Origin of the sequence: Pedobacter psychrodurus, assembly GCF_032678585.1 — a bacterium.
GTDB classification, from domain to species: domain Bacteria; phylum Bacteroidota; class Bacteroidia; order Sphingobacteriales; family Sphingobacteriaceae; genus Pedobacter; species Pedobacter psychrodurus_A.
Genome location: NZ_JAVTSN010000015.1, coordinates 85,091 through 98,818, shown reverse-complemented (window position 1 = coordinate 98,818; position 13,728 = coordinate 85,091). Strand labels below are relative to the sequence as shown.

The 13,728-nt window shown below is 40.3% G+C and carries 13 protein-coding genes and 1 tRNA gene; 11 read left to right on the top strand and 3 right to left on the bottom strand.

Annotated elements, in window-relative coordinates; translation table 11 throughout:
* Positions 1-7: 7 nt before the first annotated feature.
* The 9 genes from R2S57_RS12085 to R2S57_RS12045 all read left to right on the top strand — a co-directional run bounded on the left by R2S57_RS12085 (position 8) and on the right by R2S57_RS12045 (position 8,248).
* On the top strand, positions 8-1,576 hold the full coding sequence (locus R2S57_RS12085; RefSeq protein WP_316845208.1) for a SusD/RagB family nutrient-binding outer membrane lipoprotein: 1,569 nt from the start codon (positions 8-10) through the stop codon (positions 1,574-1,576).
* 195 nt (positions 1,577-1,771) lie between these two features.
* Positions 1,772-1,845: transfer RNA gene (locus R2S57_RS12080), tRNA-Asn, on the top strand.
* Between the two features lie 634 nt (positions 1,846-2,479).
* Positions 2,480-3,367 carry an NmrA family NAD(P)-binding protein gene (locus R2S57_RS12075; protein WP_316845207.1) on the top strand — a complete coding sequence of 296 codons (888 nt, stop codon included), beginning with the start codon at positions 2,480-2,482 and terminating at the stop codon, positions 3,365-3,367.
* A gap of 11 nt (positions 3,368-3,378) precedes the next feature.
* Complete coding sequence (locus tag R2S57_RS12070) at positions 3,379-4,299, top strand: helix-turn-helix transcriptional regulator (RefSeq protein ID WP_316845206.1); 921 nt, start codon at positions 3,379-3,381, stop codon at positions 4,297-4,299.
* Positions 4,300-4,431: 132 nt separating this feature from the next.
* Positions 4,432-5,298, top strand: a complete 867-nt coding sequence (locus R2S57_RS12065) for a hypothetical protein (protein ID WP_316845205.1) — start codon at positions 4,432-4,434, stop codon at positions 5,296-5,298.
* A gap of 147 nt (positions 5,299-5,445) precedes the next feature.
* Positions 5,446-5,898, top strand: a complete 453-nt coding sequence (locus R2S57_RS12060; protein ID WP_316845204.1) for a DUF2059 domain-containing protein — start codon at positions 5,446-5,448, stop codon at positions 5,896-5,898.
* Positions 5,899-6,135: 237 nt separating this feature from the next.
* The gene (locus R2S57_RS12055; protein WP_316845203.1) at positions 6,136-6,798 is read left to right on the top strand and encodes a hypothetical protein; all 663 of its coding nucleotides are present in this window, start codon (positions 6,136-6,138) and stop codon (positions 6,796-6,798) included.
* An 80-nt stretch (positions 6,799-6,878) separates the two neighbouring features.
* Positions 6,879-7,547, top strand: coding sequence for a hypothetical protein (locus R2S57_RS12050; protein WP_316845202.1), 669 nt, complete (start codon positions 6,879-6,881; stop codon positions 7,545-7,547).
* A 200-nt stretch (positions 7,548-7,747) separates the two neighbouring features.
* Positions 7,748-8,248: an ankyrin repeat domain-containing protein gene (locus R2S57_RS12045; RefSeq protein WP_316845201.1), complete on the top strand. Its 501-nt coding sequence runs from the start codon at positions 7,748-7,750 to the stop codon at positions 8,246-8,248.
* Positions 8,249-8,341: 93 nt separating this feature from the next.
* On the opposite strand, the gene R2S57_RS12040 is transcribed toward R2S57_RS12045, so the two are convergent.
* Positions 8,342-8,749 (bottom strand): VOC family protein, encoded by a 408-nt coding sequence (locus tag R2S57_RS12040; RefSeq protein WP_316845200.1) that lies wholly within the window; start codon positions 8,747-8,749, stop codon positions 8,342-8,344.
* Positions 8,750-9,478: 729 nt separating this feature from the next.
* Here R2S57_RS12040 and R2S57_RS12035 point away from each other — a divergent pair.
* Positions 9,479-9,979, top strand: coding sequence for a hypothetical protein (locus R2S57_RS12035; protein ID WP_316845199.1), 501 nt, complete (start codon positions 9,479-9,481; stop codon positions 9,977-9,979).
* A 90-nt stretch (positions 9,980-10,069) separates the two neighbouring features.
* Here R2S57_RS12035 and R2S57_RS12030 read toward each other — a convergent pair whose 3' ends face one another.
* On the bottom strand, positions 10,070-10,813 hold the full coding sequence (locus R2S57_RS12030; protein ID WP_316845198.1) for an SDR family oxidoreductase: 744 nt from the start codon (positions 10,811-10,813) through the stop codon (positions 10,070-10,072).
* 102 nt (positions 10,814-10,915) lie between these two features.
* Here R2S57_RS12030 and R2S57_RS12025 point away from each other — a divergent pair, with 102 nt between their 5' ends.
* The gene (locus R2S57_RS12025) at positions 10,916-11,266 is read left to right on the top strand and encodes a helix-turn-helix domain-containing protein (protein ID WP_316845197.1); all 351 of its coding nucleotides are present in this window, start codon (positions 10,916-10,918) and stop codon (positions 11,264-11,266) included.
* Between the two features lie 135 nt (positions 11,267-11,401).
* Here R2S57_RS12025 and R2S57_RS12020 read toward each other — a convergent pair whose 3' ends face one another.
* On the bottom strand, positions 11,402-13,627 hold the full coding sequence (locus R2S57_RS12020; protein ID WP_316845196.1) for a S41 family peptidase: 2,226 nt from the start codon (positions 13,625-13,627) through the stop codon (positions 11,402-11,404).
* Positions 13,628-13,728: the final 101 nt, after the last annotated feature.

Here is a 13,728-nt window from a genome sequence, read left to right as displayed (position 1 = left end):
TAAGATCATGAAATCAATATATAAAATCCTGTTTCTTTTCATCATCGTTGCGGTTTGCGGCGGATGTAAGAAAGAATTTGAAGACAACTTTAAAAACCCGAACCAGGCCGAAACCGTTCCGCCAAACTTATTGTTGAACGGCATTTTGTTCGATATGTACGAAGCCCCATTTTCGGGCTCAGAAAGATGGAACCAATATACTGCCGCCAACTATTTCTATTACGCAACCAACAACTACGATTGGACGGGCGCCTCGTTAGATTACACGACCCTAAAAAACGTGGTGAAAATGGAAGAGGAAGCCAACCGTTTGGGTGGTGCCGTGGCTAAGCCTTACCTGGCGCTGGCTAAATTCTTTAAAGCCTATTACTTTGTGAAAATGAGTTTGAAAGTGGGCGATTTGCCAATGACGGATGCGCTAAAAGGTTTCGCCAACTTAACGCCAAAGTACGATACCCAGAAGGATATTTTCAAACAATCGTTAAGCTGGTTAGAAGAATCCAATACCGATTTGGCCGCTTTAATTGTTGCGGGCAATAAAGAGTTAAAAGGTGATATCTACCTGAAAAATGATCTGGTAGCCTGGCAAAAGGTAGTGAATACCTTTAAATTGCGCACTTTGATCAATTTGAGCACAAAAGCAGACGATACCGACTTGCAGGTAAAACAAAAGTTTGCTGCGGTGTTGGGTAACCCGACCAAATATCCGGTGATGGACAGTATGGCCGATAACCTGCAGTTTGTATACAACGAAAGTTTTAACAAGTATCCGAATAACAAAGATAATTTTGGTAACGATGCTTTACGTTATAATATGGCAGGTACGTATTTAAATACGCTTTCGAGCCTTAAAGACCCGCGCGCCTATATGGTAGCAGAGCCGGCAAGGGGGATAGCAGAAGCCAATAGTTATACCATTACCGATTACCGCAATTTTATTGGTGCACCTACAGGCGAAGATCAGGGGGTAATGTTGGATAGGGTACAAAAAGGTTTGTATTCGCTGATTGGCCGTTACCGTTACTATAGTGGTTATACCGCCGAAAATACTTTTATTATTGCTTATCCTGAACTTTGTTTTATCAAGGCTGAAGGCATTAACCGTGGCTGGGCTACTGGCGATGCCGAAAGCTGGTATAAAAAAGGTGTCCAGGCTTCTATCGGTTTTTATGGGATAAAAGATGGCGTAAATGTGGTTACCTTCCTTAAAAAGGATGGAAAACTGGGCGAATTTGAAAACTTCAATGTTAATTTCTCTTTCGAAAACGATTATTATGCGCAGGCAGCAGTTAAATATGCCGGTAATACAGCTGATGGTTTAAAGCAGATCCTGACGCAAAAATACCTGGCTTATTTCCGTAATTCGGGTTTCGAAGCCTATTACCAGTACCGCAGGACAGGCGTGCCAACTTTTGATGTAGGTCCGGGTGTAGGTAACAGTAACAGGATCCCTAAACGTTTTCAGTACCCTGATATCGAAAGAACAACCAATGGCGAGAACCTTAAACAGGCCCTGCTCCGTCAATTTAACGGAACTGATGATATTAATCAGGCCCCGTGGATTGTTAAGTCGTAACTGTTAACAGTTTGATAGTCAGTTTGAAATTGGTGAAACGATCCTCCTCAGCAAAAGGAGGATCGTTTTCTTTGATAATAATTGATTTTATTTTTGGATAAATAATTTAAAAGCGCTAATATTGCACTCCCAAAACGAACAAGGCTAAGGTTGCTGCAAAGTAACATTAACCCCGTTTTAGGAAACGACCAGTACTCCTTCTTAGCTCAGCTGGTTAGAGCATCTGACTGTTAATCAGAGGGTCGCTGGTTCGAGCCCAGCAGAGGGAGCTTCAAAAGCCCGCAACGAAAGTTGTGGGTTTTTTGCGTTTATGGCTGGGCGAGAAGTTTATCTTGAGCGCAGGCGAAGGGAGCCCAGCAGAGGGAGCTTCAAAAGCCCGCAACGAAAGTTGTGGGTTTTTGCGTTTATGGCTGGGCGAGAAGTTTATCCTGAGCGCAGGCGAAGGGAGGGGTTAATCAGAGGTCGCCGAGGAGTAAGATCCAGATTCTTCAGGGAGCCCAGCAGCGGGGTGGATTTGGGCATCTCCAATATAAAAAGCTAACCCTTGGTAGCTGACAGGTTAACTACGAATCAAATAGTAATTCATATATAGTCCGCATTTTACCAGTAAAATGCGGACTATATGCGGACTTGCTGCGGACATGCTGTTAATCTGATAAGGCTCTGGTAGCCAGTATGTATATCCCGAAACGGGTTTCGAAAACCTTTCGCATTTCTCTTATGCCTTTAAAAAGCATTATGGCTATGCACCTACGCTACTTGCTGAGAAAGGGGGGAGCTAAGTTATGATATGCAAATCCAACACGATTTTTTCCAAATCGTAAGTTTGGATACAACAAGCATAAGTTTGGATACATCCGTGTGCTTGTGGCTGCCGACCTTTGTGATCTAAAATAACAAAACATGAAAATAGTTGTAACAGGATCTTTAGGAAACATCAGCAAACCACTTGCACAGGCCTTATTGCAAAAAGGACATGCGGTAACCATAATCAGCAGCAGTGCCGATAAAATAAGGGATATTGAAGCTTTAGGTGCTATTGCAGCCATAGGATCGTTAACCGATACTGATTTTTTAACGGAAGCCTTTCGTGGTGCAGACGTGCTTTATGCCATGATACCACCCAATTTTTATACAGCCGACCCGCTAAGCCATTATGAAACTGTGGGTAACAGTTATGCAAAGGCTATTGCACAATCGGGTATGAAACGGGTAGTGAACCTGAGCAGTTGGGGGGCGCATTTGGCTGAAGGCACTGGAATAATTGTAGGCTCACACCGCGTGGAAGAAATTTTGAAAAAGTTGCCAGGTGTTGCCATTACCTTTTTACGGCCCTGTTCTTTCTACTATAATTTATACCATTATGTAGATATGATCAAAAATGCAGGTTTTATGGCTACAAATTTTGGTGGCGACGATAAGGTGGTGATGGTATCTACACAGGATATTGCCGCTGCTGCAGCCGAAGAAATAGAACAGTTTACCCTCAGCAATAAAATCAGATATATCGCTAGTGATGAACGGAGCTGTAACGCAGTCGCATCGGTTTTAGGTGCAGCGATTGGCAAACCTGATTTGAAATGGCTGACTTTTCCTGCTGAACAGGTAAAAGAAAACATGGAGAAAAACGGTGTGCCGCCACAGATTGCAGACTTATTGATTGAATTGAATGCCGCTATTGGCAGCGGTTTAATGCGCGAAGATTATGATCTGCACCAACCTGCAACCATGGGTAAAATAAAACTGGAAGATTTCGCCAGAGAATTTGCAATAGCTTATCATTCAAATTAGTATCTTGTATTATGACCAGCATGCAGCCTCAGCACAACAAAAACATAGCCGCTTATCATAAACTGATGCAGCTGCCAAAGCCACAACATCCTTTAATCAGCGTAGTGAGTTTTGAGGACATTAAACAAGTGCCGGGTGCCGAACCGGTGAGTTTGGTAAATGAATTTTATTCGATCGGACTCAAACGGAATTTTGATGCCAAGATGAAGTATGGTCAGCAGGAATATGATTTCGACGAGGGTATGATGACCTTTATGGCGCCCGGTCAGGTGTTGCGGATTGAGGTGGATAAGGATAAAGAACTGAAACATTCGGGATGGCTGCTGCTCATCCATCCCGATTTTTTATGGAATACGCCCTTGGCCACCAATATCAAAAAGTATGAATATTTCAGCTATGCGGTAAATGAAGCCCTGCATCTTTCCGAAAAGGAAGAAGCTGCGGTCCAAAATATTGTCAAAAGCATTAAGCAGGAATATCACGCCAATATAGACCAGTTTAGCCAGAGCCTCATCATCGCACAACTGGAAGTATTGCTTACTTATGCCCAGCGATTTTATAACCGCCAGTTTATTACGCGGAAGATTACCAATCACCGCATTTTGAACCGTTTGGAAGAAATTCTTGATGGGTATTTTCGGGATGAAAACTTGGTAAAACAGGGACTGCCCACAGTGGCCGATCTTGCCGAAGCTTTAAACCTATCGCCTACTTATTTTAGCGGTCTGCTCAAATCCTTAACCGGCCAAAACCCTCAGCAGCACCTGCACCATAAACTGATTGAGAAAGCAAAAGAAAAGTTATCGACCACGGGTTTATCGGTAAGTGAAATTGCTTACCAATTGGGATTTGAACACCCACAATCGTTTAGCAAAGTTTTTAAAAGTAAAACCAAACTTTCGCCAATGGCGTTTAGGCAATCTTTTAAATGAGGCATTCGCTTTTTTCTATCCACAAATGAACACAGATTTTTAGATTTCTTAACTAGTCTTAGCATCCCGCTAAGACCAGATTAATATTATGGAATCCTGTACTTTAGTGCATCTCTCTAAGAAACCTAAAGTATGAAAAGTCTACAATTAGTACTCACTAAGCCTTGTACGCAGCAGTGGAGCGGCATCGAACGCGCGGATGGAAACCACCATTGTAGCCGTTGCGAAAAAAATATTGTAGACCTCACCACGAAATCTGATAAGGAGTTAATTCAGTTTTTCAAAAATAAAAGTGACCATGTATGTGGTCGTTTGCTTGATAGTCAGTTAAACCGCGAGCTTGTTCTGCCTTCGCCAAAACTGAACTGGCAATGGCTGGTGCCATTTGCTTTCACTGCATTGATCGTTAGCCCGGCCCAGGCGCAACATTTTAAACCTGCTGTCGTAAAAAGCAATCAACACCCTAAATCTCCTTTAACAGCGGTTGAATTATCGAAGACACTGCCGCCTTTAGATACCATCATCACCGGGAAGGTAGTGAATCAGGTAAATGGCAATACCTTAGCTGGTGTGGAAATCAGGAAAAAGGGAGAGGAAAAGGTATTGGCGGTAACTGACTCCAGTGGCCGGTTTGATCTCAATGTGACCGATCAGGATAGGTTAAGTAAGTTTACCTTTAATTTAGCCGGTTTCTCGAAAGCAGAGACCGAAATCAATGATAAAATTGTGGTGAAATTAAGTGCTGAGCGCAGGATCATGTTGGGTGGCATTTCAACGTTGTCGCTCAATAAGCAGCCGCTTTACTATGTTTTAGCCGGTAATAAAAGCTGTGTACTCGACCCTTCCAGGATGAGTGAAATATCACATGATTGGATCGAAAAGATAGAAGTATTAAAAGACGTAAGCGTAACAGCACTGTACGGTAGTAGAGGGGCCAATGGTGTAATCCTGATTGAGATTAAAAAGGAATACAGAAAAAAGATTAAATTCTCGGAATAACAAAATTACATAGCGACACGCAATACCAAATTTCAGGGGTATAAACGCAATTTAAAAGGATAATCGGAATTCTTGAATGGGATCGGAGTATTAATATAAATCTTAGATAACCTAGACAAAAAACCTTTAACTTTACCGAAAAAAATTATGAAAACATCTATTTTAACATTGCTACTCGCCTTTGTGACAACATTTTCTTTTAGTCAGGAGAATAATAGTTACAAAACATCATTAACAAAACTAATACATGTATCAGGTTCAGAAGCTGCTTACAAGGGTGCTTTAAATCAAATGATTTCTATGTTTAAGCAACAGCAATCAAATGTTCCTAAAGCGTTTTGGGATGAGTTTACTGCTGAAGTAAATAAAGATGCCATCAATCAGCTTGTTAACCTGATATTGCCAATATACCAGAAGCATTTAACAGAGGCGGATCTTCTAGGGGTAATTGCTTTTTATGAGACACCTGCGGGTAAAAAATTCGCTGAAAAAACCCCTCTGATTACTCAGGAGTCCATGGTTGCAGGTCAGGAGTGGGGTAAACAAGTAGGCCAAAAAGTGGTAGACAAACTTAAGGATAAGGGGTATTTGAAAGATTAGTAACTGCATTATGAAATAAAAAGGACATGAACAGGCCTTAGCGTCTCGCTATATTTTGCAGACATAATCTGTAGGACTGTTTTTGTTTTAAGCTATGAAGGGCATCCTCCTCATTTAGGAGGGGCAGGGTCGTTAATGAGAAGTCTTCCCTTTCAGAAGAAAGGTATCGATAGGCGGATAGGGATTATTGTATTATGGAATCGTATATTTTAGTGCATCCTTAATAAAATCGTAAATATGCTCAACAGGTACATGCTTGCCATTATACTGTTTTTAACAACAGGAATTTCATCTGCACAAATAAAAGGTACCTTCGTGTATGCTCCGGGCTTTGATGGTGGAGCACGGACGTTGACTTTTAGCGATTTGGGTTTTACCGATCAATCAACCTGCCATGTGGGTGTAAAATATGGAGCGGGTTCATTTAAAATCAAAAACGATAGCCTTTACCTCGCGTATTTTAAATTGGAGGATAAAGATTCATCTCAATATAAAATCAGTAGTGAAGAGGCCCGTTATGGATACACGCATATCTATGTTCAGTCATTTGATGGAAAAATTCCGATAAGCGGGTCACTAATTGCTTTAAGAGATCAGGATTTTAATATTATTTTCGCCGCAGATGCGGTTTCAGAAGGGAAAGCCAGTTTACAGGTGCGTAAACAGGAAAAAATCAGCTATCTCACCGTAGATTTTATAGGTTATAACCAAGTGGTCATTCCATTTGGTAGATTACAGGGAAAGCGAAGTGATATTTTTGTTGGCTTTAAGCCGCAGCACACCCTGATCCAACCACCACATATCGAGGTTTACCGCGTGATAAAACTGGAGGAAAAGAAATTGATATTGCAAAATGCAGCAGGTACCGAACTTGTATTTGCTAAAAGAGGGGTAAACTGAAAGGAGTATGAGATTGTCATACAATATAATTTTTCTGAACTGACTTAATAAGATCTTAGAGTATTTAAATACGGATGATAATGAATATGAAGGAAATCCTAAAAGCCAGTTTATTTGCGTTTTTCGACTTGCTCTCTCTATTTGGTTATAGTCAGTCTGGTCCGCCGGTTATTCTTATTGGACCTCCAATGAACCGTTTGGAGGTAATGCGGCTTGAATACAATAAACCCGTTGGTCTTAACGAGATCCGTATGAGTGAATGTTTCAAATCCTATCCTAAGCTGAACACCCTTATTACTTGTGCATACAGCCAATTTGAATCCAAAGACAAACAGTTTTTTGTGTTCACAACTCTGTATAGACCTTTAAGCGCAGAAGATTCTGTTTTCATGTCCAAAATTTCCCCAAACAAGATAAAGACTTTGGACTGGATGCATGAAGCAAATATCAAAGGGAACATCAGAGAATCTTTAGGGGAAGACTCTGCTGCAAATTGGAGATCGTTTGTACATTATGGCACTTTGGGAAACGCAAGGAAATTTTTTAATGCCGACTCACTTTTAACCTACACGATTAAATTAGATCCCATGGACGCTTACCAGGGTAAATTTAATCACCTTGAGGTGTTATGTATTGCAAAGAAGCGTAGAGGTGTAATCTATCTTTTCGAGCTCTACACAGATGAAGGTAAAAGAAATTTGATGACGTATCAGAAAGAACTGGAAGGAATATTTAGATTTAAGGAGTGAGCATCCCAGCTGAGACACATATATTCTAGCAACAGGCTGTGGTTGGTATTAAAATAGATCTAGTAAAGCTTAGCGATGTAAATTTGCAAGGCGTTTTTCTTGACCTAAAAGTACATGGAAACGGTAGAAATAAAGTAATGTAACAGAAAAGACCCTAGTCTTCATCAATATGATGATGAGAAAAAATAGAACTCGTAAATATGAAGAGGAATCTCAAAAAAACTAGATTGTCTGATGAAATAATAAGGGCAATTTATGGCAATAATACCAAGGAAATTGAAAATTGGATCAGTAAGGAAGGAATGGATACTGTTGATGCAGATGGCAAGAGTATTGTCATACATTCAATTATAGCAAAAAACAATAATACCTTAAAACTGGCTTTAGAACTTCAAGAAAATCCTAATATCAAAGATCGAGATGGTTGGTATCCATTACATTATGCTGCACAGGATTATGCATCAGAGGCAACAGATATTATATTACAGTATGGCGCTATGATTGATTGTGAGGATGATTATGGCAATACCCCACTTTGGAGAGCCGTTTTTTCTTACAGGGGCGAGGGCAAAATAATTGAATTTTTATTGAAAAAAGGGGCGGATCAAAATCATGATAATCATTCACAAATTAGTCCTATCAAATTAGCAAATACAATCGTTAATTATGATGCGAGGCGGTTTTTCTTGAATAAAATCTAGATCAACCCTTATAATAATTCCAAATATAAAAGAGCAAGCACGTAAAATCCGTTGCTTGCCCTTTATTATGAAAATTTATTTGATGAATTATCCCTAATGCTCAGGCATACCATTTGGATCCATCCATACATATTCCCAATGGTGGCCATCCAGATCGTCGAAACTATGTTGGTACATAAAACCGTAATCGGTAGCCGGATTAGGTATGGTGGCGCCAGCAGCTACGGCTTTATCGACCATTTCGTTAACGGCATCTTTGCTCTCGGCCGATATGGCAATGGAGGTTTCTATCGCCTTATGGGCATCAACAATTTCTTTTTTGGTAAAGGTTTGGAAAAAGGTTCTGGTGAGCAGCATCACGTAGATGGTATCGCTGATGATCATGCAGGTTGCTTTTTCATCGGTAAATTGTGGGTTAAAAGTATAACCAAGTTTGGTAAAAAATTCTACCGACTTGTTTAGGTCGCTAACGGATAAGTTCACAAAAATTTGAGTTGCCATGTTGTTTAATGATTTAGTTTACTCAAAGATACAGCACCAGCCTATCTGGGCAAACGTGCAAAAACGACAAGTTAAGGGGTGATATGCGACGGATGATATAAACGTTTATACAATAGCTTGCATATATACAGCAGCAAGGCTTATCATAATTTTTTAAAAAATATTTTTTCTTTCCAGTCATTTATTTATCTTTAAATCAAGGTAGTCCCTCTACCTTAAAAGCCGTTATCTCACCAGATATCCCATGGTAAGATGGTTAAATCATCCCAAATTTGAAATAAGCGTAAAGATTCCAAATGGTGCTATGGCTATTGGTTTGACTTACGCTTGAGCAGGATTGTTAATTAATCTAAATATTAAGTTAAAACCGTCTATCAAATGAGTTTAAAAACAGGATTAAGTCGAAATCACGCCAACGCAATTTGCGGCCAGCGAAGCTGCATTCGAACTATTAAACTTTGCAAGTATTAATTGTAGGTAAATGGATTGAGATTTAAAGAAAAGTATATCAGAAACTTAAAAAATGTGTTTTATGATCGTACCATCGATGGTTTATACAGAGATCTATAATGAATTATTTAAAGATGCCGAAACGCTCACCAGTAAAATTATCTTGTTCACTAAAGAGTTTAGGCGAAGGGTTTTAAAGGCCAGCCGTTATCCCTTTATATACTCTTATGAGTGTTATGGTAGATTAAAAAAAATCGTTTTGTAATAACATTTATAGCGGTGAAAAGAAGCGATCAGCGTAACCCGATTTTCGGCGTGCGTTGCGTATACAATCGTCCGGAAGGTGCCTATGCAGCGGTATTGTCTTTAGACGATAAAACAATATCGATATATCCACCTCATTTTTTTAAGCGATATAGAGAGCGCGTCGTGAAAGATTTTTCGGCTTCCAATAATGATATTATACACCTTTATTTCACCTTTGGATGGGGTTTTATGTGTGGTGTTCTAAATTGGGATATGGCAGCTATTTGCCGTAAATTCAATCAGAGAATTAATAATAATTCTGATGTTTTTGTATGTGCAAACGCTGTGGGATACTGTTTTGGGGAGCGGCAAGGAAAAATATACATCATGAAAACCATTGTATCGGAAGACATGATTTTCGAAAGTCAAAAAGCGGTTTTTAATAATCTTCGCAAAGATTTTATAGAAGCGAATAAAGATTGGTATGGGAATATCGTTTTAGGATCGGTGAAGAATAGCCTAGTTAAGAACTAATTAAAATGAAAACAGAAAATCCTACGTTAATTTAGAAAGCGGCATTTACCGCTTTCTATGGTCAGGGATTCATTTAAATCAGCTTGCAATTTATTTTAATGCATAGTTAAGATAACCGCCATCGGCCACAATCTCCGTTCCCGTGATGAAACTTGCCGCATCGGAGGCCAGGAACAATACTGTTTTGGCGATTTCATCAGGATGGCCCAGCCTTTGCAGCGCAGTAGCACCAGCTAAAAATTCTTTTGCTTCAGCAGGTATGGCATTTTCTAAACCAGGTGTTGCCACTGGCCCCGGACTAATTAAATTTACACGAATCTTTCTGCCTGCCAGTTCGTTTGCTGCAATCTGAGCGATTTTATTCAATGCCCCTTTGGTTGCAGAATATACACTTGCGCCTAAATTTGCCGCTGTTGCTACTGTTGAAGAAGTGAACAACACTGCTGCGCCATCTGCCAAATGTGGAAGTAACTTTTGCAGGGTGAAAAAATGTCCCTTTACATTGGTATTGAATTGTGCGTCGAAATTTTCCTCGGTCACCTTTTCTATGGGTTCAAATGTGGCAATTCCTGCATTCAGAAAAAGGACATCAACTTTATTCCCGCTTTCGGCAATCGCCCGTTCAAGGATGGCAATGTCTGTTAATTTTGAAGTGTCGGATACCACAGTGTTCAAATTTGAGCTACCGATTTCTGTAGCTGCTTTTTGCAAATTGCCAGCATTTCTACCAGTGATCCATACGTTTGCTCCTGCACCAATAAATGCTTTTGCTGTGGCCAATCCAATTCCGGTAGTTCCTCCGGTAATAACGACGTTTTTATTTTTAAAGTCCATGATTATTTTTAATTGTTTAAGCCACAAAGTTATCACGAATCAATTTATTTTAGTTACTTTGTAACGAAAAGTAACAGTAACTTTCGGGTAACAAAGTAACTTATGATGGAAGATCATTGCCAGTTAGGGCACAAAAAAGAAATCATGGCGGTCCACGATGCGATGGACGTGCTGAGCGGAAAATGGAAAATATCGATCATTTCGTCGATTTGCTATTATAATAAAAGAAGGTTTTCTGACATTTTGAATGATGTGCCAGGGATATCAAATAAAATGTTGAGTAAAGAATTAAAGGAGCTGGAGATCAATAAACTGGTAAATCGGACGGTATTAGACACTCAGCCGATATCTGTTCAGTATCAGTTATCAGAATATGGGATGTCGTTGAAAACCATTATCAACAACCTCACCGAATGGGGCTTGGCGCACCGTAAAGTGATTAGTGGTAAATAGATTTTTACAAATTTAATGATGTGTTTATTAACATAAACTGCTTGTATTACTGATACGTCCGTCATCCGATAGCTATCGGATCCCGCGCAGGCTGGAATCTTAAAGTGCTCGCGACAGGCGGATAGGCTTATGACTTTATTGCGCCATAATCATTGCTGTTGCTTTTTCCAATACTTCATCTTTTCCGTTCCGGATGCCTTCGATAGTGGGTTTCACGACCAGATTTATTTTAACACCCGTTTGCTGTGCATTTGTGCCGTCAGGGTAAAACACACCAATACCCGAAATCCACGTTTTGAAACCACCTGGTAAAAGGATGGCAGAAATGTTGCCATCTGCTCCGGCAGTGGTACTTCCAATCACTTTTACATTCGGAGCAGTTTGGAAAGCCATGGTTACAAATTCTGCGTTACTTTGCGTAACGGCATTCACCAGCACGATCACTCTGCCTGGGTAGGCTTTGTTCATTTTTTTACCGCTTTTTACCATGGGTGTTAATTGGAACAATCCAGGCTCAGCAATCGAGCCATAACTAAACTGAACAAAGGGCTGGCGATTCGTACCCAGATACCCGCCCAGGGTATGTACCAGCTCATCACTCGGATAACCGCGCATATCGACAATCAGCCCCCTGGTATTGGCAAAAATAGCATCAATACTATCGAGGTCTTTTCTTTTAAATGCATTGCCCTGTACATAACCCACCTGGGGATTGATGAGGCGCATCGATTTTTCGCCGGGTTTGGTACCGAAAAGGTCTGCTTTGATCTTGTTGTTTTCGACGCCCGTTTGAAGAACACCTATTTTTTTGCCCCCGCGAAGCACCTGCAGTTTAAATATCCGTTCTTTGGCCCTGAGCAGATAAGTGCCTGGCATATCGCGCATGGCCACATCGAAGTTTGATGATGAGGTTACCGGGAGATATTTTTTGATCATATCATCTATACCTTCGCCATTAATCCCCTCTATTACATCTCCGATTTTGACATTTTGCCTAACGTTTAAACTGTCGATAAAGAAACCGGTTACCACTATTTTATCTTCGATATATTTTGCGTCAAAAGGTAAGCGGTATTTTCCAAGACTGGCCTGAAAAGTACTGCTGCCAATGAAACCATGCGAATCGTGAATAGTAGTAACCAGTTTAACCAACACCTGGTCGTAGCTGTATTTGTTGTCGGCCAGAATAATCTGCGGGATGAACTTCGGTAATATGCTATTCCAGTTTTCAGGTACCAAATTTCGGTTTGGACTATAATACTGGATCATATTCCAATAACGGTATAGGGCAAGTAACCTGATTCCAGCGTCTGGATATTTATTTTCATTATAGCGTTTTTCATTTGTAAACGCGGGGTTGCGGGCAAACTCAAAACTGATGTAATAATTTTTCTTGATGTTGTTATTTTTACTGATATACCGAAGTTTTTCAATTAATGAAACGCTGAAGGTGGGATTGTTAAAAAGATCGCCATAACCAGGTTCCATAAACGCTTTACTTGTTTTTGTCAGGAATTTGCAGTTTTTGCATGCCGGTACATTGCCCAGTCCATCCACCCATTTTTCCAACAGTGCTGAAAATTCCTGATCAGAAGCCGTTTTTAAAACAGCTGGCAGGATTTTAAAAAGTTCTCCATCCCAGTTGTAATCTCCATTGGCAATGGCCGGATGGTGGTATTTTAAAAATCCCCAGATTTTGCCAAGTAAGGTCAGGTTTTTTAAATTTTCTGGTGTATTCTTAATCGTATCGACACCTGATTTCGTATTGTAAAGGGTATCTTTTTGAGCACCATAGTCAGCTGTTTTGACCATGTCGATTGGCTCCTCATCGAGATACAACCTCATGCCGTCGATCCACATTTTTCCCGTTCCGGTGATCAATGCGCCAATGTGGATTTCGGTGGCATTGGCTGCATCATAGGGTAAATCTATACGGTATTCTTTCCAATCGTTTGTACCTTTCAGATCCTGTTTTTCCATCAGTTCCATTTCCAACTGATGGTCTCCGCCATCTACCCGCATCCATAGGCCTGCATAGCCATCGCTTATATTTTCGGTTTTGATGTTGCCAACCAGCATGAGGTTTTTGCCAGTTAGTTTCCTTTTGATCGGGTAATCGATGACAACACCGTAAGGAGGTTTTTTATCGGCAGAAATGGAAACGGAGTATTTGCCCTCTTTTTTAATCAGGCTATCAAGTTTAACTTCTCCGGGATTTTGCCCTCCAAAGGTAAAGTCCCAACCTGCAGGGTGGCCAGGTTTGTCGAGTATTTCGAAATTTCCGTTGAACTTTTGTTGCGCCCGGACCGTTGAAAAAGACAGGGATAACAACAATACGAGAAAGGCGTTAATGAATTTCATGATCCAATTTAAATTCATTTTTTGGTTAAATGAATTTGATCGGTCTGCTTTAACCTTTTTTAACTATTAAAGCTTCCGGAAATCAACCCTCATTCTCATTA

What these genes read in the sequence shown, in the direction of transcription:
- R2S57_RS12085 (WP_316845208.1), top strand. Translation starts at nt 8, where the DNA reads ATGAAATCAATATATAAAATCCTGTTTCTTTTCATCATCGTTGCGGTT.
- R2S57_RS12075 (WP_316845207.1), top strand. Translation starts at nt 2,480, where the DNA reads ATGAAAATAGTTGTAACAGGATCTTTAGGAAACATCAGCAAACCACTT.
- R2S57_RS12070 (WP_316845206.1), top strand. Translation starts at nt 3,379, where the DNA reads ATGACCAGCATGCAGCCTCAGCACAACAAAAACATAGCCGCTTATCAT.
- R2S57_RS12065 (WP_316845205.1), top strand. Translation starts at nt 4,432, where the DNA reads ATGAAAAGTCTACAATTAGTACTCACTAAGCCTTGTACGCAGCAGTGG.
- R2S57_RS12060 (WP_316845204.1), top strand. Translation starts at nt 5,446, where the DNA reads ATGAAAACATCTATTTTAACATTGCTACTCGCCTTTGTGACAACATTT.
- R2S57_RS12055 (WP_316845203.1), top strand. Translation starts at nt 6,136, where the DNA reads ATGCTCAACAGGTACATGCTTGCCATTATACTGTTTTTAACAACAGGA.
- R2S57_RS12050 (WP_316845202.1), top strand. Translation starts at nt 6,879, where the DNA reads ATGAATATGAAGGAAATCCTAAAAGCCAGTTTATTTGCGTTTTTCGAC.
- R2S57_RS12045 (WP_316845201.1), top strand. Translation starts at nt 7,748, where the DNA reads ATGAAGAGGAATCTCAAAAAAACTAGATTGTCTGATGAAATAATAAGG.
- R2S57_RS12040 (WP_316845200.1), bottom strand. Translation starts at nt 8,749, where the DNA reads ATGGCAACTCAAATTTTTGTGAACTTATCCGTTAGCGACCTAAACAAG.
- R2S57_RS12030 (WP_316845198.1), bottom strand. Translation starts at nt 10,813, where the DNA reads ATGGACTTTAAAAATAAAAACGTCGTTATTACCGGAGGAACTACCGGA.
- R2S57_RS12025 (WP_316845197.1), top strand. Translation starts at nt 10,916, where the DNA reads ATGATGGAAGATCATTGCCAGTTAGGGCACAAAAAAGAAATCATGGCG.
- R2S57_RS12020 (WP_316845196.1), bottom strand. Translation starts at nt 13,627, where the DNA reads ATGAAATTCATTAACGCCTTTCTCGTATTGTTGTTATCCCTGTCTTTT.